A 21,140-nucleotide genomic window follows, 5' to 3' on the forward strand; every position below is an offset into this window, starting at 1 on the left:
AAGGCGAAAAACCATCCCGTAGCCTGACACTGGAAAATGCGCAGCTACGAAGCGCGCCACGCTCTTCCGACCATTTCTCTTTGGTTACTTTCTCTTTGGGTCAGCAAAGAGAAAGTGACTCGGGCGCCGGCAGGCGTCCGAAATGCCCGCTGCATAAGCGGCCAGGTCGCGATAGCGCAGCGATTGACGCGAATAGAAGAGCCCCCCCCTGAGCGCCAGCCTGATATCTCTGCGCGGCATGCGTCGCTGCGCAGGCCGACTTCCATCACGGATTGCCAAGCACCGCTCGCGTGTCGACGCTGTCGGCCATGACCTTGTAACCAGCGTCGCCAGGATGCAGGTGATCTCCGGAATCGTAGGCTGGCAGAAAACGCTGCGGGTGTGCCGGATCGCGTAGCGCCGCGTCGAAGTCCACCACGGCATCGAACGCTCCGCTTTCGCGGATCCAGCGATTGACGGCCTGGCGCACACGCTCCTTGTCAGCGTTGTAATAGCCCTTCATTGGCGTGTCTTCCAGCGCACCTTCGAACGGCGTCAACGTGGCGCCAACGATGCGCACGCCATGCAGATGCGCACGGGCAATCAACTGCTGATAGCCAGCGATCAGTATTTCGGCAGGCGCTACGTCATCCCTGGGTCCCAGTGGTGTACCGAACCAGCCGATGTCGTTGATACCCATCATCACGATCACGCTCGACACACCAGGCTGGCTGAGCACATCCCGCTCGAAGCGCGCCAGCGCGTTCTCGCCCATGCCGTCGCGCAACACGCGCGCCCCTGAGATACCAGCATTGAGTACGGCGACATGCTGCCCGGCGAAACGCTTGGCGAGAAAGTCCGGCCAGCGTGTGTTGGCATCCATGCTGGAGCCGTTGCCATCGGTGATCGAATCACCCAGCGTCACTACGGCGCGCGTGCCCGCCGTGTCGGCCACCAGGATCGAGCGCAGGAAGACGCGTGAGGTCAGTGTTGTGTCCGGATTGATCGTTTGTGCGCCGACTTGATTACCTGTCGCTACATAAGTCGTCTGGCGCGCATCCCAGTGAAAGCTCGCGGGTGCCGTGGGCTCGGGCAGGTACAAACTGACGCTGACATCGCCCAACGCCCCCACGTTCAAATCGACGGGATCGCTGAGCATCGGCGCACCCGGCGGTATCGTCACTGACGGCTGGCCGTTGAAGGTCAGCGTACGATCCGAACCGGCAGCAATCGTGGCGCCCTCGCTTGCCAGAGCGATATGTGCGGCGCCAATCACCAACGGGCGCGTGCCGTATTCATTCGTCAGCATCACGCGCACCCGCTCGCCACCCACGCTCACGCGCGCCGACTGGCGCACGGTCTGGTGCCACAGACTCGAAGGCAGATTGAGCGGCAGCGCGAAATCGCCATCCCAGCGCGGCTCGGGACTGGCGGTCCAGGTGGCTATCCAGCGCGCGTCGTCACGCTGCAGGGCTTTCGGCGCGGGTGCCGCGTGCAGCGCCCCCATGACCACAAAGGCCAAAGCGAACCCCGTCAATAAACGCCGGCACACAACAGACACCGAACGACGAAACCATGGATGGTTGAACATGATGACCTCAGAGAAAGAACGCGCGTAGAGAACGACAGCGATCACAGCTGGCCGGGCATGCAAGCTGCTGTCGCGGCGACCGTCGTGCGACGACTGCCATCGAGACGGACGCTCCACCATGCCACCAGCCATCCGGACAACGTGACCAGCGCCGCGACCCATGTCACTGCGCCCAGGCCCGGGCCACGATCGATCACGGCACCGCCCAGCCAGGCACCGATGGCATTGCCAAGATTGAAGGCCGCGATGTTGAAGCTGGAAGCCAGGCTCTGGCCCGCCCCTTCCGCCTTTTGCAGCACGCGCAACTGCAGCGGCGACACGGTGGCGAATGCAGCTACACCAAGCAGCCCAGTGAAAGCGATCACCGCCACTTTGCTATGCAACGCGAAACTCATGGCGCCGAGCACCAGTACCAACGCCATCAACGTGCCGAGCAATGCCGGCACCAGCCGGCGATCCGCGAGGCGACCACCGAGCAGGTTCCCAACGATCAGGCCCACGCCGAACACCAGCAGGATCGGTGATACCGCGCTTTCGGCGAATCCGCTCAGTTGCGTGAGAATCGGCTGGATGTAAGTGAACACGGCAAACACGCCGGCATAGCCGAGCACGGTCATCAACAGGCCAAGCAACACCTGCGGCCGCGCGATGACTTTCAGCTCTTCGGCGAAAGCGATCGGCTCGCGCTTGCCCGCATCGGCCGGCACCAGCGTCGCGATGATCAGCGTGGCGACCAGGCCAATCGCCGCGACTGCCCAGAACGTCGCGCGCCAGCCGTAATGCAGCCCCAGCCAGGCACCGGCGGGCACGCCAAGCAGGGTCGCCACGGTCAGGCCGGTAAACATGATCGAGATGGCCGACGCCTTGCGATCCGCAGGCACCATGCCGGTAGCGACCACCGCGCCCACGCCGAAGAAGGTGCCATGCGCGAGCGAAGTGATCACGCGCGCAACCATCAACAAGCCGTAGCTGGGCGCAAGCGCACAGGCCAGGTTGCCGATAGTGAAGATCACCATCAGCGCAACCAGCGCCGCTTTGCGCGGCATGCGGCTGGTCGCCATGGTCAGCAACGGCGCGCCGACGAACACGCCCAGGGCATAGCCAGAGATCAGTAAGCCGGCGGCGGTGATCGACACGTGCAGGTCGGCAGCCACCTGGAGCAGCAGGCCCATGATCACGAATTCAGTGGTGCCGATGCCGAAGGCACCGGCGGTGAGCGAGTACAGGCCGATGGGTATGCGTGGCTTGGCGGGAACGGTGCTGGCCATAGATAAGGTCCGCAAAAAAGATGCGGCAGCCTAGGCCCAGCCATATTCTTCAACAACCACCAGATCGAAGAATCACTTTCAATATATTATTGATAATGATGAACCGCATCGACGACATCTGCCTGTTCCTGCGCGTGCTCGATCTGGGCTCGATCAGCGCCGCGGCGCGCAGTCTCGATCTCTCCGTGGCGGTGGCCAGCCAACGCCTGAAGCGGCTCGAACGCGATCTCGGCGTGCGCCTGCTGCACCGGACTACCCGCCAGCTGCACGCCACACCCGAGGGCACTGCCCTGGCCGAGCAGGGCCGCGCGCTGATCGAGGACTTAGAGGCGCTGACCTCCGGTCTGCGCAAGTCAGGCAGCAGTGTCAGTGGCCCGGTGCGGGTCACCATGTCCGCCGCGTTTGGACGTCAATACGTCTCGCCGCTGCTGCCCCAGTTTCTGGCGCGGCATCCAGGCATCAAGCTCAACGTCAACCTGAGCGATCAGGTGGTCGATCTGGTCACCGCCGGTTTCGATCTGGCCATCCGCATCGGTATGCTGAGCGACTCCAACCTGGTGGCCCGCCGGCTGGCGACCAACAAGCGCGTGTTGTGCGCATCGCCCACCTATCTGAAACAACACGGCACGCCGCGCACGCCGGCCGATCTGGCACACCACGAATGCCTGCTGCAGGTAGGCAGCCAGGGTCGGCAGGATATCTGGACGCTGAGCGACACCACCGGGCGCCCATTAGCCGTACGCGTCAACGGGCGTTTCGAGAGTAACTTTGGTGAGCTGCTGGGCGACGCCACCCTCGCCGGGCTGGGTATTTCATTGCATTCCACCTGGCATATCGGTGGTGAACTGCGCGCGGGCCGCCTGCGCGTGGTGCTGCCAGACTACCCGCCGCCCGATACAGGCATCTATGCGGTGATGCCGCAGCGACGCATGGTGCCGCAGCGAGTGCAGGCTTTCATCGACTTCCTCGCCGAACATTTCAGCGACGACTTGCCGTGGGAAAAACATCTGCAACAACCGTGACCGCGGCACAGGCACTTTGATGCAGAAGCAGCACCACTTCGGAGCTCACCATGATCGTCGTCCACCATCTCAATAACTCTCGCTCGCAGCGCATTCTCTGGTTGCTCGAAGAAATGGGCCTGCCCTACGAGATCAAGCGCTACCAGCGCGACCCGAAAACGCTGCTGGCGCCGCCAGAGCTGCGTCAGGTGCACCCGCTGGGCAAATCGCCGGTGATCACCGATGGCGACGTGACCACAGCGGAGTCCGGCGCCATCATCGAGTACCTCGCCGACCGTTACGGCCAGGATCAGTGGCTGCCCACCCCCGGCACACCCGCACGGCTGCGCTGCAGCTACTGGCTGCACTACGCGGAAGGCTCGGCCATGCCGCCACTGTTGCTCAAGCTGGTTTTCAACCGGCTCGCCACGAGTCCCGCGCCGTTCTTCGTAAAGCCGCTGCTGCGCGGCATTGCCGGCAAGGTGCTGCGCGGCTTCGTTGATCCGCAGCTGAAGTTGCATCTCGACTTTCTCGAAGGCGAACTGGCGAAGTCGCCGTGGTTCGGTGGCGATGCTTTCAGTGCTGCAGACATTCAGATGAGTTTTCCATTGGAGGCCGCCGCGGCCCGCGCCGGACTCAACGCCACTACAAGGCCGCGCCTGTGGGATTTCCTGCAGCGCATTCGCGCGCGCCCCGCCTATCAACGTGCGATCGAACGCGGCGGCGATTACGAGATGGTCGGCTAGACGACCGCAGCTGAACCGCGACGACTGCTGTTTACGCACCGCTCACGCGCGCGCTGGCAAGTTTGCAGTTCTGAACACAAGGAGGCAGCAACCATGGCCCGGAACCGCGACATCGAAAGCAGCATCAACGGCGTGGGTGAGCAAGTGCGCGAACGCGTGCGTCACTACGCCAGCGAAGCGGGTGACCGCGCCGACGGCCTGCTGGAGCGCAGCCGCGAGATCCGCCGCCGCTTCGGCCGCCAGCGCTACGACTATGCGCAGCGCCTGTCGCACGCGGCCGAGGATTTCGCCGACGAGGCGAACTATCAGTACCGCCGCCTGCGCCGCCACGTCGGCCGTCATCCGGTAGCGACCGCGGCTGTGGTGGCTGGAACCATCGGTGCGTTCCTGCTGCTGCGCCGCGCGTTTCGCAGTCGCGACGAGGATTGATCGACTCGTTTCGATCCGTTCGATTCACCAAACAAGAAACCCGCCTTTCGGCGGGTTTCTTGTTTGGACCTTTAGACCGTCATCGGATTCGGCTTATCCGGATCCAGCTTGTAGGTCTTGATGGCGCGGCTGACATCCTTGGCGTTGACCTTGCCTTCCTTCGCCAGCGCGGTCAGCGCAGCCTGGGCGATCCAGTAACGATCGACCTCGAAGAAGCCGCGCAAATTGGCACGCGTGTCGCTGCGGCCGAAGCCGTCCGTGCCCAGCACGGTGTAGCGCATGCCGTCCGGCATGAAGGCACGGATCTGGTCGGCGAATTCACGCACATAGTCGGTGGCCGCGATGGCCGGACCCTGACGCCCCTGCAACAGAGCGGTGACGTGCGGTACGCGCTGCTCCGCTTCCGGATGCAGGCGGTTCCAGCGTTCGGCGTCGAAACCGTCGCGACGCACTTCGCTGAAGCTAGGCACCGACCAGATGTCGGCAGTGACGCCGAAATCTTTCTCCAGCAATTCGGCGGCGGCGATCACTTCGCGCAGGATGGTGCCGGAACCGAGCAGCTGCACGCGCGGCTCGCCCTTCTTCGGCTTGCCGGCATCCTTGAACAGGTACATGCCCTTGATGATGTCCGCCTCGATGCCCTGCGGCAGGTCGGGGTGGCTGTAGTTCTCATTCATCACAGTGATGTAGTAGTACACGTCCTCCTGCTCTTGCAACATGCGGCGCGTACCGTCCTGCATGATCACCGCGACCTCATACGAGAAGGTCGGGTCATACGACTTGACGTTCGGGATCGCGCCAGACATCAGGTGCGAACTGCCGTCCTCATGCTGCAGGCCTTCGCCGTTGAGCGTGGTGCGGCCGGCAGTGCCGCCGATCAGGAAGCCGCGCGCGCGCATGTCGCCGGCGGCCCAGGCCAAGTCGCCGATTCGCTGGAAGCCGAACATCGAGTAGTAGATGAAGAACGGCAGCATCGGCACGTTGCTGATGCTGTAGCTGGTGGCCGCCGCCATCCACGCGGCCATGCCACCGGCCTCGGAGATGCCTTCCTGCAGCACCTGGCCTTTCTGGTCTTCACGGTAGTACAGCAGCTGGTCGGCGTCCTGCGGACGGTACTTCTGGCCGAACGGCGCATAGATGCCGATCTGGCGGAACATGCCTTCCATACCAAACGTGCGCGCCTCATCGGCCACGATCGGCACGATGCGCTCGCCGATCTGCTTGTCGCGCAGCAGCAGGTTCATGCCGCGCACCAGCGCCATGGTGGTGGAAATCTCGCGCTCGCCGGTGCCCTTGGTGATCTGCTCGAACGCCGACAGTTCCGGTGCGGTGATCTTCACGTCAGTCTTGCGGCGACGCTGCGGCAGCGCACCGCCGAGCGCGCGGCGGCGCTCAAGCATGTACTGCACCTCCGGCGAATCCTTGCCCGGGTGGTAGTACGGCACGTCGGCCAGCTTGTCGTCCGGCACCGGGATGTTGAAGCGGTCGCGGAAGTGGCGCACGGCCTCGTCGTCCAGCTTCTTCTGCTGGTGCGTGGGGTTCTGCGACTCACCGGCCGCGCCCATGCCGTAACCCTTCACCGTCTTGGCAAGAATCACCGTGGGCATGCCTTTGGTATTCACCGCCTGGTGGTAGGCCGCGTAAACCTTGTGCGGGTCATGGCCGCCGCGGTTGAGGCGCCAGATGTCGTCGTCGCTGAGGTTGGCGACCATCTCGCGCGTCTCCGGGTACTTACCGAAGAAATGCTCGCGCGTGTACGCGCCACCGAAGGCCTTGCACGCCTGGTACTCGCCGTCGATGGTTTCCATCATCAGCTTGGTCAACACGCCCTTGGTGTCGCGGGCGAGGAGCGGATCCCAGTAGCTGCCCCAGATCACTTTGATGGCGTTCCAGCCGGCGCCGCGGAACACGCCTTCCAGTTCCTGGATGATCTTGCCATTGCCGCGCACCGGACCATCCAGGCGCTGCAGGTTGCAGTTGATCACGAACACCAGGTTGTCCAGGCCTTCGCGGCCGGCCAGCGAGATGGCACCGAGCGACTCGGGCTCGTCGGTCTCGCCGTCGCCCATGAAGCACCAGATTTTCCGGTCGGACTTCGGAATCAGGCCGCGATGCTCCAGGTACTTCCAGAACTGCGCCTGGTAGATCGCCTGGATCGGACCCAGACCCATCGATACGGTGGGCACCTGCCAGTAATCCGGCATCAGCCAGGGATGCGGATACGAGGAAAGCCCGCGGCCGTGGCCGGCCACTTCCATGCGGAACAGATCAAGCTGCTCTTCGCCAATACGGCCTTCGAGGAAGGAGCGCGCATAGATGCCGGGGCTGGAATGGCCCTGATGGAAAATCAGATCGCCCGGATGCTCGGCGCTCGGCGCTCGCCAAAAATGGTTGAAACCCACGTCGTACAGCGTCGCCGAAGAGGCGAAGCTGGCGATATGGCCGCCCAGTTCGCCGGGCTTGCGGTTGGCGCGCACGACCATCGCCATGGCGTTCCAGCGGACTAGGGTGCGGATGCGCCATTCCATCGCCGCGTCGCCGCTCATCTTCGCCTCGTTGCCGGGCGAGATGGTGTTGACGTATTCGGTGGTGGGGTTGAACGGCAGATAGCCACCCGCGCGGCGGGTCGAGTCGACCATCTTCTCCAGCAGGTAGTGCGCGCGCTCGGTGCCGTCATGGTTGATGACCGCGGTGAGCGAGTCGACCCATTCCTGGGTTTCGGTGGGGTCGAGGTCCTGGTGGAGGATGTCGTCGAGCTGATCCATGAAAATCTCCGCGGCGCTGTGCGGCGCTGGCTTGAGGTGAATACCGGTCGCCGGGGATGCGACGGTTTAACGCCCGAGTTTAGCCCTCCGCACGGCTGGCCGACAATTCGTACAGGCCCGTGCGCTGGCGCATGGTGGCGCGTGGCGATCGCGGCACACCCATGAAAAAGCCGCCACTCGACTTTGGTCGAGAGCGGCTTCCTGCCCCACTCTAGGATTGACCGTAGGAGCGCACCCTGTGCGCGAACGGCCGGCAACGCCGGCCTGCCTTTTATCTAGGGCTCGCCCAAAACAAGCGGCCCTTGCGGGCCGCTTCGCCCACAGAGCCTGCCCCGGACTTGATCCGGGGGCTGGCTCCTACATTAGCTGCGGCGGTCGCTCTGCACGGCGCGGATCTGCGCATCCACTGCGGCAATGGCCGTCATGTTGACCACGCGACGCGGGGTGGAGGCCGGGGTGAGGATGTGCGCCGACTTGTTCGGGCCCATCAGGATCGGACCAATGGCCACGCCATCGGTCATCACACGCACCATGTTGTAGGTGATGTTGGCCGCATCGAGGTTCGGCATCACAAACAGATTGGCGCGGCCGGTCAGCGTGGTGTTGGGGAACATGCGCGTACGCAGCCCTTCATCCCACGCGGTATCGGCCTGCATCTCACCATCCACCTCCAGTTTGGGCATGCGCGACTTCAGTAACTGGTACACCTTGCGCATTTTCTGGGCGCTCGGATTGTCGTGGCTGCCGTAATTGGAGTGCGACAGTAGCGCCACCTTCGGTTCGATACCGAACAGCTTGAGGCGGTAGGTGGCCTGCAACGTCGCTTCCGCGATCTGCTCGGCGGAGGGATCGATCTGCACATGGGTGTCGAGGAAGAACCACGCGCCCTGGTCATTGATCACGCCGGTCATCGCCGAGGTGCACTGCACACCCGGGTCGAGACCGAACACGCTGCGCATATAGCCGAGCTTCTTGTGGAAGCGGCCGACCAGGCCGCAGATCATTGCGTCGGCCTCACCACGCTCCACCATCAGCGAAGCGATCAGGGTCGGGCGTGAGCGCAGCAGGTTCTTCGCCGCCGCCGGTGATACGCCGCGGCGCTCGGTCAGCGCGTGGTACTGCTGCCAGTAGTCATTGAAGCGCGGGTCGTCATTGATATTGGTCAACTCGAAATCGGTGCCCTCGCGCATACGCAGGCCGAGGCGCTGGATGCGCGTCTCGATCACGTCGGGGCGACCGATCAGGATCGGGAACGCCAGGCGCTCGTCGATCACCGTCTGCACCGCACGCAATACGGTCTCTTCCTCGCCTTCCGCATAGACCACACGCTTGCGGTCAGCGCGCGCACGCTCATACACCGGCTTCATCAGCAGACCGGTGCGGTAGATGAACTGGCCGAGTTTTTCCTTGTACGCATCCATGTCGGTGATGGGACGCGCAGCCACACCGGAATCCATCGCCGCCTGCGCCACGGCCGGAGCCAGCATGACCAGCAGACGGGGGTCGAACGGACGCGGAATGAGGTAGTCGGCGCCGAAAGTCGGCACATCGCCACCGTAGGCACTGGCCAGATCACCAGCCTCCATCCGTGCCAGCTCAGCGATGGCACGCACGCAGGCGAGCTTCATGGCCTCATTGATGCCGGTGGCACCGACGTCCAGCGCACCGCGGAAGATGTACGGGAAGCACAGGGCGTTATTGACCTGGTTCGGGTAGTCCGAACGGCCGGTGGCGATGATGCAGTCCGGGCGGACTTTCTTCGCGTCTTCCGGCGAGATCTCGGGATTCGGGTTGGCCAGAGCGAGGATGATCGGCTTGTCGGCCATCGTCGCCACCATCTCCGGCTTCAGCACGCCACCCGCGGAAAGACCGAGGAAGACGTCCGAGCCCGAAACGATTTCCGCCAGCGTGCGCGCCTTGGTGTCGCGGGCATAACGCTGCTTGTCCGGATCCATGTGATCGCGACCGGTGTAGAGCACGCCCTCGCGATCGAAAGCCAGGATGTGCTCCGGCTTCAGACCCAGAGCCACCAGCATGTCGAGACAGGCGATGCCGGCCGCACCCGCACCGGCGGTGGCCAGCTTCACGTCCTCGATCTTCTTGCCGACCACCTCGAGCGCATTCAAAACGGCGGCGCCCACGATGATGGCAGTGCCGTGTTGATCGTCGTGGAACACCGGGATCTTCATGCGCTCGCGCAACTTGCGCTCGACCACGAAGCACTCGGGTGCCTTGATGTCTTCCAGATTGATGCCGCCGAAGGTCGGCTCCATCGAGGCGATGATGTCGACCAGCTTGTCCGGATCGCGCTCGTTCAACTCAATGTCGAACACGTCGATGCCGGCGAACTTCTGGAACAGCACACCCTTGCCTTCCATTACCGGCTTACCCGCCAGCGGCCCGATATCGCCCAGGCCCAGCACTGCCGTGCCGTTGGTGATCACCGCCACCAAATTGCCGCGCGCCGTCATCTCGCTGGCGGCGTTGGGATCCTCCACGATCGCCTCGCAGGCATAAGCCACGCCCGGCGAATACGCCAGGGCGAGGTCACGCTGCGTAACCATGGCCTTGGTGGCCGTTACCTTGATTTTGCCGGGATGCGGCAAGCGGTGATATTCGAGAGCGGCGAGTCGAAGTTCTTCGGGGAGTGCCATGGGATGCGCTATCGGGTGAGGGAATAAAGTGCCGCGACGGCGGCATCCGGGCATGTTAGCACCGTGTTAGCAAGCCAAACCCGCTGCGCCGCAAGAACACGAGCGTAGATATGGCCCGCAGGTGTGACAACTAATGCTTTAGAGCTAACAGCGTGCAATGACGAAGCCGGGCAGGCGGTTTTTTGCACTTGGCTCTTGATCTCCGCCCTTGTGCAGCGTGTGGGCTGCACGATCAGCTCTCAAAGAAAACGATCCCGACGCCTGACACTGGAAAAGGCGCAGCTACAGAGCGCACCGCCTGCTCTCAGGCCATTTCTCTTTGGTTACTTTCTCTTTGGGCCAGCAAAGAGAAAGTGACCCGGGCCGCGGCAGCGGTTCGGAAGCCCGCGGCAGGCGAGCCAGCGCACGCAGACGCGACAATCAGGCGACAACGCCACTGGATGACCAGCTTCGCTGTTGAAAAGCGCCTCCGGCCTTCGCCGGAATGACGAGTAGGAAGGGATATCGCAAGAACCGCCCCCTCATCCCAACCCTCTCCCTGAAGGGGCAGAGAAAGAAAAGCATCGCCACTCAGAGGCTCAACGAAAGCGCATCCGCCTGCACCCTTCCCATATGGATGCGATTGACGAACAAAGAAAACGCCAACTTCCCCGCCAGCCCGTGCACATGCTGCATCCACGGCGGCAACCAGCGCGGCGGCGCGATAGCGCCGGATTCAAAATGCGGCTCCAGGCTAATCACATCGTGCAACGACAACTTGCCAGCGAACAGATGCCGCAGCATATCCATGCGCCGCTGCTTGAGCGCCCAGCGGAAAAACGTGTGCACCGTGAGCAGCCCGCTGAGGTACACGTTGTCCTTGGCGAAGGCCGCACCCCCCGTCAGCGGCACGCCACGAAATACACGCTGTGCCGAGTGAAAACTGTCGCCGGGACTTTGTCCGCAACTGCTGAAGTACTTGTAGACCTCGACAAAATCGGCGCCATTGAGCGCCATATCGATAGCCAGAATGCGCAGACTGATGCGCTTGAGCCGCGCAATATCGATCGCCCCGGACATCAACTCGGCGAATACCGCCAACCCCTCCTGGGTCGCTGTGACGCGCGGCGAGGTACGCGCCAGCGAGGCCAACACCGGCTGGGCGCGACCGTTCAAGGCGGTCAGCGAATGCACGAAGGCCTCATGCGCCAAGAGTTGATGACGGTCGTACTCACTGAAACTGGTGCCGCCACGCAGGCGGATGCGGGTGGCACCGGCGGCCGCCTTGGCGGTCAGCTCATCGTCCACTTCGACGCTGATGGTGCCGGCGCCGAAAAAGTCATCCAGTGTCTTGGCCAGATCCGCACGCAATGCGTCGGCTGGCAGGTTCGTGTTGACGTCGTCGGCAAGCAGGTCGGCACCAAGCTCATCGGAGAGCTCCACGAAGTAGCGCGCCGCATCCAGATTGCTGCGATCGCTGCCGGGAATCGGATCGCCGGGGCGGCCATACAGCACGATGGAAGGTGCCGTGACTTCGGCGGTGCCTACGGCTTCCAGCATCTCCGCCGCAATACGCCAGGACTCGGCGGTACGGCACAGGTATTCGCCCATCGGGTCGTCATGCCCGGCTTCGCGCTCGATCGCGGCAAGCTCAGCACGCGCCTCGGACAGATCCGGCCGCTGGTAGCTCACTTCCGGCAGGCTGTATTGCCCCTTGCCGAACGCTTCGATCATGCGGTTCTCGACTGTCGCCGGCCACGCCACGGTGGGCAGGATGCGGATGCCTTTGACGGCGCCCAGCAGACGCTGATCGAGGTCCGCGTAGCGCTGTAGTTCGGGGGCAAGAGGGGTGGCTGCGTTCATGGCTGTCTCCATTGACCCGTTGTGGCGCCCTATTCCCGTTCGCGCGTGCCGCGCTGGTTATGCGGCCGGGTGGGTGGCCGGCCGCCGCGCTGACGGCGCAGGCGGGCTTCAAGCGTCGCGGCCTGTTCCTCGCGCTCGTCGCGCAGCTTTAGATAGTTGCGCCAGCGCTCGGCCGACAGATCGCCGCTGTCCAGCGCGACCTGCACGGCGCAGCCCGGCTCACTGCCGTGGCCGCAGTCGGCAAAGCGGCAGGTTTCGGCCAAGGCTTCAATATCGGCAAACAGGTCGAGATTTTCCTCGCCGGTGAGCTTGAGTTCGCGCATGCCGGGGGTGTCGATCAGGCAGCCGCCGCTGGGCAGCTGCAGCAAGGCGCGATGCGTCGTGGTGTGACGGCCGCGGCTGTCGTGCGCGCGCACCTCGCTGGTGGCCATGCGGTCGGTGCCGAGCAGCGTATTGGTGAGCGTGGATTTGCCCGCGCCCGAAGAACCGACCAGCACCGCGCTGTCGCCGGGCTGCAGGTATTGCGTCAGCAACGCCACGCTGGCCGGATCCTTGCCGTTGATGGCATGCACGGGCGTTCCCGCCGGCAAGCGGGAACGCAGGGCATGCAGCAGTTCGTCGGCATCAGCGCGCGTGTCCAGCTTGCTGAGCAGCACCACCGGCTGCGCGCCGGAGTCCTCGGTGAGCGAGAGGTAACGCTCGATGCGGGCCGGATTGAAGTCACCGTCCAGGCCGGTCAGCACCAGCACGTAGTCAATATTGGTGGCGATGATCTGGCGCTCGTAGCGCTCGCCGGCTGCGGCGCGGGATAGTACCGTGCGGCGCGGCAGCACCTTGGCAATATGCGGCGGGCTGCCCGGTTCGAGCTCCACGAAATCGCCCACGGAGGGACGTTCCGAAGGATCCAGGTTGCGCTTGAGGAAATAGCCGGCCGGCTGGGCGCCGAACAGCGATTCGCCGTCGTGCAATTCGTAGCCTGCCCGGTGCTGGGCCACTACACGGGCCAGGCGCAGGCCGCCGCCCGGCAGGGCATCGCCACGCCAGCCCACGCGGCGCAGCCGTTCGATGATCTCGGCCTCACTCATCGGGCGATTATGCCCTGCCCGCTTCGCGTCAGGAATCGGGCATTCAGGCGCCTCGCGCAGTGCAGCATGACGCTGCTAGCATGCCTCGACGATGACAGCGGCCATTTTTCAGGCCGGCAAGCACAGGAAGGACGCGAATCTTGGCCTCGATCAAACCCAGTGCGCACCTGGCGGACGTGCGCTATGAAATCCGTGGCGCACTCACCCGGCGCTCGCGCGAGCTGGAGGCCGCCGGCCTGCCCATCATCAAGTTGAATATCGGCAACCCGGGCCGCTACGGATTCGAAACACCGCCGCATCTGCGCGAGGCCATCGGCCAGCATCTGCGCGACAGCGAGGCCTACGGCCACGAACAGGGCCTGGAAGAAGCGCGCGAGGCCATCGCCGCCCAGCAGCGTTTTCGCGGCGCGCGTGGCGTGGAAGTGGAGCGCATCTTTATCGGCAATGGCGTCAGCGAACTGATCGACCTGAGCCTGCGCGCCCTGTTGCAGCCCGGCGACGAAGTGCTGCTGCCCAGCCCGGACTACCCGCTGTGGAGCGCGGCCACCATTCTCAACGACGGCAAGCCGCGCTATTACCGCTGCCTCGCCGAGAACGGGCACCTCCCCGACCCGGCCGAGATCGAGTCGCTGATCACCCCTCGCACCCGCGCCCTGGTGCTGATCAACCCGAACAATCCCACCGGCGCGGTGTATCCACGCGAACTGCTGGAACGCATCGTCGAGGTCGCCGCGCGCCATCGCCTGCTGCTGCTGTGCGATGAGATCTATGACGAGATCCTCTACGACGGCGCCCTATTCCAGCCGTTGGCCGAAGTCGCCGGTGACGTGCCCTGCGTCAGCTTTGGTGGCCTGAGCAAGGTGCATCGCGCCTGCGGCTACCGCGTGGGCTGGATGAGCCTGTCGGGTGACCCTTCGCGCACGGCGGATTACCGCGACGCGCTGCAATTGCTTGCCGCGCTGCGCCTGTGCGCCAATGTCACCGCGCAATGGGCGGTACTCCCGGCACTGGAGACCGCGCCCACCATCGGCAGCCTGACCAGCGCCGGCGGCCGCCTGCACGAGGCGCGCCGCATGATCCTGGAAGGCGTGGCCGCCAGCGATTATCTGGATCTGGTCACGCCGGGCGGCGCGCTCTATGCCTTCCCGCGCGTGCGTGCCGATCACCTGGCCGAATTCGACGATAACGCCTTCGCCCTGCGCCTGCTGGAAGAAGAATCGGTACTGGTGGTACCGGGCAGTAGCTTCAACGTGCCGCACAGCCGCCATCTGCGACTGACCCTGCTGCCGCCGCCGGAACAGATGCGCGAGGTGTTCGTGCGCATTGAGCGCGTGCTGGCTCGCATGGCCAGCGAGCAGAAAACCCGCGCGGTGGCCTGACCCTCGCGATGCTCCGTTATCTCGCGCTAGGCGACTCCTACACCATCGGCGAAGGCGTGCCTGCCGACGGCCGCTGGCCGATGCAACTGGCCGCATGCCTGCGCGACGAAGGTGTGCCGCTGGGTGATCCACAGATCATTGCCGTCACCGGCTGGACTACCGATGAGCTGTCGGCCGCGATGGACGCCGCCACCGTCTCACCGCCGTACGACCTGGTAAGCCTGCTGATCGGCGTGAACAACCAATACCGCGGGCGTAGCGCGGAGGATTACCGCGAGGAATTTCTCCGTCTGCGCGACCGCGCCATCGCCTTGGCCGGGGCGCGTCCGCAACGGCTGTTGGTGCTGTCGATCCCCGACTGGGGTGTCACATCGTTCGGCCACAACAGCGGCAGAGATGTGGCCCGCATCGCTGCGGAACTGGATACCTATAACGCCGTCGCCCGCGACGAGACACGGCGCGCAGGCTCTCATTGGGTCGATATCACGCCACTATCCCGCCAGCACCCCGGCCTGCTCGCCGACGACGGCTTGCACCCCTCTGCCGCGCAATACACCCAGTGGATGCAGCAGGCATTGCCGGCGGCCCAGGCCGCCCTCGCTTCGCTCTGAGTCATCACATCGCCTTGGCGCGGCGCAACAACACTGCAACCATTCCGCCATCGCACGGTGACGCAAGCGCACCACACTGACATCCCGGATAACACCGGGAGAGACAGCCATGGCGACCTTCCACTGCCGCAGCGCCTTCATCTCCGACGTGCACTTGGGCACGCCCGATTGCAAGGCCGGTTACCTGCTCGACTTTCTACGCAAATTGCGTTGCGAAAAGCTCTATCTGGTCGGCGACATCATCGACATGGAAGCGCTGGCGCGCCGCACCTGGTGGCATGCCGACCATGGCGCCGTGCTGGCCGAAGTGCTGGACATGGCTCGCCGCGGCGTCGAGGTGACCTACATCCCCGGCAATCACGATGCCCCACTGCGCGGGCTGGCCGGGCAGAGCTTCGGCGGCGTGCGCATTGCACTGGACGCCGTGCATGAGGGCGCCGACGGACGGCGCTACCACGTGAGCCACGGCGACGAATTCGACCCCGAGCAGGTCGGCCGCACCTGGATGCTGCACCTGGGCGAAGTGATGCATCGCTTCATCTGCTGGACCAACCGCCGTGTGCACGCCATGCGGCGCCGGATGGAGCTGCCCTACCTGCCGCTGTCGATCATCGTGAAGTCGCATATCGGCAAGGCGCTGGCCTACATCCGCGCCTACGAAAACCGCGTGGCCGACGACGCGCGCGAGCGTGGCTTCGACGGTCACATCTGCGGCCACATCCATTTCGGCCACGTGCGCGAAATGGATGGCGTGCTCTACCTCAACGACGGCGACTGGGTGGAACACTGCACCGCGCTGGTCGAGGACCACACCGGCGCCATGGAGCTGATCCACTGGAGCGAGCAGCCCGCCGCCCTCGGCCGCGCCAGCCGCGAACTGGTATTGCCCTCGCCGGCTGCGGCGCTGGCGCTGGCGCCGCTGGCCCGGCATCGGCGCGATCTCGCGGAGTTGCGGCCGGCGGCTTGAGTTCTCATCGCCGGCACGCTTGAAGCACCCCGGCGGCGACGGCATATGGAGGGGGGCGTATTATTAAGCCCCTTTGCCGGAGTCCCTCATGTCCATCGACAGCGCCACCCGCGACCGTATCGAATCCCTGCTCAAGAGCCACCGCGTGGTGTTGTTCATGAAGGGGACCCGCCAACAGCCGATGTGCGGTTTCTCCGCCGCAGCCACCAACACGCTCAATGAGTTGCTGCCGGAATACCACACGGTCAACGTGCTGGAAGATCCGGAGATCCGCGAAGGGATCAAGGCTTACGGCGACTGGCCGACCATCCCTCAGCTCTATGTGGAAGGCGAGCTGGTCGGCGGCGCCGACATCATTCGCCAGATGTACACCAGCGGCGAGCTGCACCAGCTGTTTGGCGCTGCCGCGCCGGACCGCACGCCGCCGGAAATCACCATTACGGACAAGGCTGCCGAGGCCATCCGCCAGGGCACGACCAACGCCCAGGGCCTGGCCCTGCATCTGGAGATCGGCCCGGACCATAGCGCCGGCTTTCAGCTGGCCCCGGCCGGCGACCACGACATCATGGTCAGCAGCAACGGCATCGAGGTCCATTTCGACCCGGCCAGCGCTCATCGCGCCAAGGGCATCGTGATTGACTGGGTGTCCACCGTGCAGGGCGAAGGCCTCAGCCTGAAATTCCCCGGCGCCCAGGAAATCAAATCGCTGACCGTGCACGAGCTCAAGGCCCGTCTGGCCGCCGGCGACATCACCCTGATCGACGTGCGCCCGGCTCACGGCCGCGCCCAGGCCGCGCCACTAGCCCAGGCCCGTGTGCTTGAGGAAGAGGGTTACGAGACGCTGGCCGCCCTACCCAAAGACACCCACCTCGCCTTCATCTGCCACCACGGCGTTTCCAGCCGCGGCGTAGCCGAGCGCTTCGCGGCGCATGGCTTTAGCAACATCTATAACGTCGAGGGCGGCATGGATGCGTGGGCGGCGGAGATCGATTCGAGCGTGCCGCGGTACTGAGCCACACGCTCATCGGTCAAAGGAGACGGGGCTTCGGCCCCGTTTTTTTGTGTCGAAAAACCGGACACCTAGCGAAATCCAGCCCAGAAAATTTCAAAATCGTGACTCATCGTTCATGGTTCGTTTATAAAACTCGAATGACGGCTTCACGTAAGCATGATGCCTTCCGGGGATAACGAAAATTCGGGCGAAATCAGGACACATGATTTTGCTGAAAGCTTGCTCATAGCTGTCTAAATCTCATTATTTCGAAATAACTTTCGAACTTTCAAACGGGCTGCGGTTGCGCAAAAACCAAGCCAAAGGCCCGATCGCAAGATCTCACCTTCACACCGTAACCGTTGCATAACAAATACCCCCTTCGTAGTTTCAACCTAGGCCATAAGTCACGGCATTTATGTCGGACCGGGCCTCCGGGTGTGGGGACATCCGGACGAATCGGGGGAGTACACCTACCAGGGCTGGCACGTCGCATGGCGGAGTAGAACGCGTCCATGCGTGCCTTGCCGTGGGCGGCATTCCGGTTCGATGACATCGCTCAGTAGCCAGAACAATCATCAACCGAGGTTTGACCATGACTTCCAGCAAAGCCAACCGTCCGGGTAGTTACGCACTGCCGCGACGTCAGATAGCCCTTGCCGTGGCGCTATGCCTCAGCCTTGCCAGTGGCGCTTCGTTTGCCCAGTCCAACGCGACAGGCGTGATCTTCGGCCAAGCCGCTCCGGGGGAAACGGTTCACGTCGAAAGCACACAGACCGGCCTCAAGCGCGATCTCACTACCGACTCGCAGGGCCGCTATCGCGCCGCCTCGCTGCCGATTGGCGTGTACTCCGTGTCGATCATCAAGGACGGCAAGGTCGTCGATAGCCGAACCGGCGTACAGACCACCATCAGCAGCGGTACCGAGGTCTCCTTCGTCAATGCAGCAAGCTCTGCCAACGCGCAGAACCTCGGCGCCGTGCAGGTCGTGGGCAACGTACTCCCGGCCATCGACGTATCGTCGGTGGACTCGCGCGCCGTTGTCACTGCCGATCAGCTCGCCAAGTTGCCGATTGCCCGCACCTCGATCAGCTCGGTCGCCCTTCTCGCGCCGGGCACGGTTCCCGCATCCCGTGGCTACGGCAACGCGTTGTCGTTCGGTGGCTCGTCGGCCTCCGAGAACTCGTACTACATCAACGGCTTTTCCGCGACCAACCCGCTGACCGGCGTGAGCTCACGCCAGTTGCCGTATGACGCGATCGATCAGGAGCAGGTGCTGATCGGCGGCTACGGCGCTGAATATGGCCGATCCACCGGTGGCGTCATCAACGTGGTGAGCAAGCGCGGTACCAACGAGTGGAAGGGCGATGTGCAGGTGTTGTGGTCGCCTAGTGATCTGGCGCAAGAACCGCGCAACGTGCGTCGCCGCAACGGCACTCTGTACCAGGTCGGCAATGGCTTCGCCGGCCGTGATCGTGACGAGCTGCAGTATTCCGGTTCGATCGGCGGCGCTCTGATCAAGGACAAGTTGTTCTTCTTCGGCGCGGCCGACGCGATTCATTCGACGGATCAGGCTTATACCGCGCAGACCGCAGGCTCCACTGTCCAGAACGATAAGAACAAGATCAGCCGCTGGTTGGTGAAGCTGGACTGGAACATTACCGATAACCACATCCTCGAGTTCACCGGCATCGGTGATGACGAGCAGACTGATTCGCAGATCTACGGCTACAACTATCTCACCAGTCAGACCACCAAGTTCCTCGGTCATCAGTACACCAAGAACTACAACGGCACCCAGACCAACGGCACGCCGGGCGGCAACATCTATATCGGCCACTACACCGGCTACATCACGGACAACCTGACCGTGAACGCCATGTACGGCAAGAGCAATTCGGACCATGTCCAGACGCTTACGGGTAGCGGCGGCACCGCCTGCCCGACCATCACTGACAACCGCGCTATCGCATCCAGCAATCCAGCGCCGAGCTGCAGCTTCGGCAATGGTTCCATCCTTATGCCTGGCTCGAAAGACCGGACCTCGGGCTGGAGCTTCAACGTCGAATACCGCTTGGGCAGCCATGATCTGCGTGCCGGTATGGACAACTACAACCTGCGCGCGACCTGGGGCAACGCACCCGTCAGCGGCACCGGCTATCGCTACTTCGACGTCGGAAACGGCCAGGCCATCGTTAACCGCCTGGTCAACCTCGGCCTCAGCCCGACCCTGTACAACCCGGCGGACTTCCCGAACGGCTGGTATGTCGAATCCACCGGTCTGAGCACAGGCACCTCGGCGCGCACCGCGCAGCGTTCGGAGTTCATCGAAGATAACTGGCAGATCACCGACCGCTGGCACGCCTACCTCGGCCTGCGCAACGAGCAGTTCACCAACTACAACGGTGTTGGTCAGCCTTACGCCAAAGAGCGCAATCAGCTTGATCCGCGCCTGGGCTTTGCCTGGGACGTCTATGGCGACAGCAGCCTGAAGATCTACGGCAACGCAGGCCGCTACCACCTCGGCCTGCCGACCAGCGTGGCCGTGCGCGGCGCCGGTCCGTCGACCTTCCCGACAACCTACTACAGCTTCACCGGCATCGACCCGGCCACTGGCATCCCGACGGGTCTGAGCGTAGGTAAGCCGTTCTCCGGCACGTTCTACGCCAACGGCGCCAACGGTACGCCTCCGGATGCGAAGACTGTCTCCATCAAGGACATGAAGACCTACTTCCAGGACGAATACATCCTGGGCTTCGACAAGCAGTTGCCGAACAACTGGACGGTCGGCGCCAAGGCCATGTTCCGTGTCCTGCGCAACCTGATCGACGACGACTGCGACTCACGTCCGCTGCAAGCCTGGGGCGATGCGCATGGTCTGCACGACCAGGTGCTGGCCGGCCTCAACGCCAGTACGGGCTGCTGGCTGTTCAACCCGGGTAACCACGGCACCTTCGTGCTATCGCCCGCGCCAGGCCAATACCTCGACGTGCCGCTCAATGCTGCGCAAATCGGCGAACCACACGCCAAGCGCCGCTACTACATGCTCGACATGTATGCGGAGCATCAGTTCAGCGACAAGTGGTACGGCAAGTTCGAGTACACCTTCTCGCGCAGCTACGGCAACTCGGAAGGCCAGCTCGACTCCGACATCGTGCAGGCCGACGTTTCGACCACCGAGAGCTGGGACTTCCCGGAGGTCATGGAAAACACCAATGGTCCGCTGGCCAACGACCAGACGCATCAGATCCGCGTCATCGGCATGTACCAGCCGACGCCGGAATGGCGCGTCTCCACAGTGACCCGTATCGCTTCCGGCACGCCGGTCAGTTGTATCGGTGCCCGTCCGCTGTCTGCAGGTGGCGATCCCTTCAGCTATGGCGCCGCTTACTTCTGGTGCAACGGCCAGCCGTCGCCGCGCGGCTCCCGCGGCCGCACGCCATGGACCTACACGTTCAATGTGAGCGCTGCCTGGCAGCCGGCCTTCCTGGATCACAAGCTCACCCTGTCGGCGGATGTCTTCAACCTGCTCGGCAAGCAGCGCGTGACCCAGCTGTTCGAATCCTGCGAAGACCCGTCGGGCAACACCTCGATCAACTGCTTCCGCCCGCGTTCGTTCCAGGATCCGCGTTACGTCCGCCTCGGCGCGCGTTACGACTTCTCGCTCTGAGTTAAGTCATCAACAAAGTGTGTGGAATCTCTGGACGGGGGTTCCACACCAAAAACAGCTGGAATCTCCCCAATCCGGGCCGCCTCGCTGGCGGCCCTTTTTTTTTATTCGGAATGTTTACTTCGGGGGCGGCCGATGCGTCTGACGCGCACCGGCTCAGAC

14 protein-coding genes are annotated in these 21,140 nt (G+C 63.7%); 8 read left to right on the forward strand and 6 right to left on the reverse strand.

Going from position 1 to position 21,140, the window contains the following annotated elements; translation table 11 throughout:
- Positions 1 to 265 precede the first annotated feature (265 nt).
- Together BM338_RS03250 and BM338_RS03255 are read right to left on the reverse strand one after the other, a co-directional pair.
- The gene (locus tag BM338_RS03250) at positions 266 to 1,492 is read right to left on the reverse strand and encodes an SGNH/GDSL hydrolase family protein (protein WP_255367214.1); all 1,227 of its coding nucleotides are present in this window, start codon (positions 1,490 to 1,492) and stop codon (positions 266 to 268) included.
- Positions 1,493 to 1,611: 119 nt separating this feature from the next.
- Positions 1,612 to 2,838, reverse strand: coding sequence for an MFS transporter (locus tag BM338_RS03255; RefSeq protein ID WP_090449378.1), 1,227 nt, complete (start codon positions 2,836 to 2,838; stop codon positions 1,612 to 1,614).
- A 98-nt stretch (positions 2,839 to 2,936) separates the two neighbouring features.
- On the opposite strand from BM338_RS03255, the gene BM338_RS03260 reads away from it, so the two are divergent.
- The 3 genes from BM338_RS03260 to BM338_RS03270 all read left to right on the forward strand — a co-directional run bounded on the left by BM338_RS03260 (position 2,937) and on the right by BM338_RS03270 (position 5,014).
- Positions 2,937 to 3,860, forward strand: coding sequence for a LysR family transcriptional regulator (locus BM338_RS03260; protein ID WP_090450089.1), 924 nt, complete (start codon positions 2,937 to 2,939; stop codon positions 3,858 to 3,860).
- A gap of 50 nt (positions 3,861 to 3,910) precedes the next feature.
- Entirely contained in the window at positions 3,911 to 4,585 is a 675-nt protein-coding gene (locus BM338_RS03265) for a glutathione S-transferase family protein (protein ID WP_090449380.1), read from the forward strand.
- Positions 4,586 to 4,678: 93 nt separating this feature from the next.
- A complete protein-coding gene (locus tag BM338_RS03270) occupies positions 4,679 to 5,014 on the forward strand; it encodes a hypothetical protein (protein WP_090449382.1) in 336 nt (111 codons plus the stop codon).
- Positions 5,015 to 5,085: 71 nt separating this feature from the next.
- Here BM338_RS03270 and aceE read toward each other — a convergent pair whose 3' ends face one another.
- The 4 genes from aceE to rsgA form a co-directional block, all read right to left on the reverse strand.
- Positions 5,086 to 7,779 (reverse strand): pyruvate dehydrogenase (acetyl-transferring), homodimeric type, encoded by a 2,694-nt coding sequence (gene aceE, locus BM338_RS03275; RefSeq protein ID WP_090449384.1) that lies wholly within the window; start codon positions 7,777 to 7,779, stop codon positions 5,086 to 5,088.
- A 362-nt stretch (positions 7,780 to 8,141) separates the two neighbouring features.
- Positions 8,142 to 10,433, reverse strand: a complete 2,292-nt coding sequence (locus BM338_RS03280; RefSeq protein ID WP_090449387.1) for an NADP-dependent malic enzyme — start codon at positions 10,431 to 10,433, stop codon at positions 8,142 to 8,144.
- Positions 10,434 to 11,003: 570 nt separating this feature from the next.
- Positions 11,004 to 12,275, reverse strand: a complete 1,272-nt coding sequence (locus tag BM338_RS03285; protein ID WP_090449389.1) for a peptidase MATCAP family protein — start codon at positions 12,273 to 12,275, stop codon at positions 11,004 to 11,006.
- A 29-nt stretch (positions 12,276 to 12,304) separates the two neighbouring features.
- Positions 12,305 to 13,360, reverse strand: a complete 1,056-nt coding sequence (gene rsgA, locus BM338_RS03290) for a ribosome small subunit-dependent GTPase A (RefSeq protein ID WP_090449391.1) — start codon at positions 13,358 to 13,360, stop codon at positions 12,305 to 12,307.
- A 140-nt stretch (positions 13,361 to 13,500) separates the two neighbouring features.
- On the opposite strand from rsgA, the gene BM338_RS03295 reads away from it, so the two are divergent.
- From BM338_RS03295 to BM338_RS03315, 5 genes are all read left to right on the forward strand, one after another.
- On the forward strand, positions 13,501 to 14,739 hold the full coding sequence (locus tag BM338_RS03295; RefSeq protein ID WP_090449392.1) for an aminotransferase class I/II-fold pyridoxal phosphate-dependent enzyme: 1,239 nt from the start codon (positions 13,501 to 13,503) through the stop codon (positions 14,737 to 14,739).
- Between the two features lie 8 nt (positions 14,740 to 14,747).
- Complete coding sequence (locus tag BM338_RS03300) at positions 14,748 to 15,350, forward strand: SGNH/GDSL hydrolase family protein (protein WP_090449394.1); 603 nt, start codon at positions 14,748 to 14,750, stop codon at positions 15,348 to 15,350.
- Positions 15,351 to 15,459: 109 nt separating this feature from the next.
- Positions 15,460 to 16,317 (forward strand): UDP-2,3-diacylglucosamine diphosphatase, encoded by an 858-nt coding sequence (locus BM338_RS03305; RefSeq protein WP_090449396.1) that lies wholly within the window; start codon positions 15,460 to 15,462, stop codon positions 16,315 to 16,317.
- A gap of 88 nt (positions 16,318 to 16,405) precedes the next feature.
- Positions 16,406 to 17,329: a Grx4 family monothiol glutaredoxin gene (gene grxD, locus BM338_RS03310; protein ID WP_090449398.1), complete on the forward strand. Its 924-nt coding sequence runs from the start codon at positions 16,406 to 16,408 to the stop codon at positions 17,327 to 17,329.
- A 574-nt stretch (positions 17,330 to 17,903) separates the two neighbouring features.
- Positions 17,904 to 20,978, forward strand: a complete 3,075-nt coding sequence (locus tag BM338_RS03315) for a TonB-dependent receptor (protein WP_090449400.1) — start codon at positions 17,904 to 17,906, stop codon at positions 20,976 to 20,978.
- Positions 20,979 to 21,140 lie beyond the last annotated feature (162 nt).

Source organism: Dyella sp. OK004, assembly GCF_900114495.1.
Classification (GTDB): Bacteria; Pseudomonadota; Gammaproteobacteria; order Xanthomonadales; family Rhodanobacteraceae; genus Dyella_D.

What these genes read in the sequence shown, in the direction of transcription:
- BM338_RS03280 (WP_090449387.1), bottom strand. Translation starts at nt 10,433, where the DNA reads ATGGCACTCCCCGAAGAACTTCGACTCGCCGCTCTCGAATATCACCGC.
- BM338_RS03300 (WP_090449394.1), top strand. Translation starts at nt 14,748, where the DNA reads ATGCTCCGTTATCTCGCGCTAGGCGACTCCTACACCATCGGCGAAGGC.
- BM338_RS03260 (WP_090450089.1), top strand. Translation starts at nt 2,937, where the DNA reads ATGAACCGCATCGACGACATCTGCCTGTTCCTGCGCGTGCTCGATCTG.
- BM338_RS03270 (WP_090449382.1), top strand. Translation starts at nt 4,679, where the DNA reads ATGGCCCGGAACCGCGACATCGAAAGCAGCATCAACGGCGTGGGTGAG.
- BM338_RS03285 (WP_090449389.1), bottom strand. Translation starts at nt 12,275, where the DNA reads ATGAACGCAGCCACCCCTCTTGCCCCCGAACTACAGCGCTACGCGGAC.
- BM338_RS03255 (WP_090449378.1), bottom strand. Translation starts at nt 2,838, where the DNA reads ATGGCCAGCACCGTTCCCGCCAAGCCACGCATACCCATCGGCCTGTAC.
- BM338_RS03265 (WP_090449380.1), top strand. Translation starts at nt 3,911, where the DNA reads ATGATCGTCGTCCACCATCTCAATAACTCTCGCTCGCAGCGCATTCTC.
- grxD (WP_090449398.1), top strand. Translation starts at nt 16,406, where the DNA reads ATGTCCATCGACAGCGCCACCCGCGACCGTATCGAATCCCTGCTCAAG.
- BM338_RS03315 (WP_090449400.1), top strand. Translation starts at nt 17,904, where the DNA reads ATGACTTCCAGCAAAGCCAACCGTCCGGGTAGTTACGCACTGCCGCGA.
- BM338_RS03305 (WP_090449396.1), top strand. Translation starts at nt 15,460, where the DNA reads ATGGCGACCTTCCACTGCCGCAGCGCCTTCATCTCCGACGTGCACTTG.
- aceE (WP_090449384.1), bottom strand. Translation starts at nt 7,779, where the DNA reads ATGGATCAGCTCGACGACATCCTCCACCAGGACCTCGACCCCACCGAA.
- rsgA (WP_090449391.1), bottom strand. Translation starts at nt 13,360, where the DNA reads ATGAGTGAGGCCGAGATCATCGAACGGCTGCGCCGCGTGGGCTGGCGT.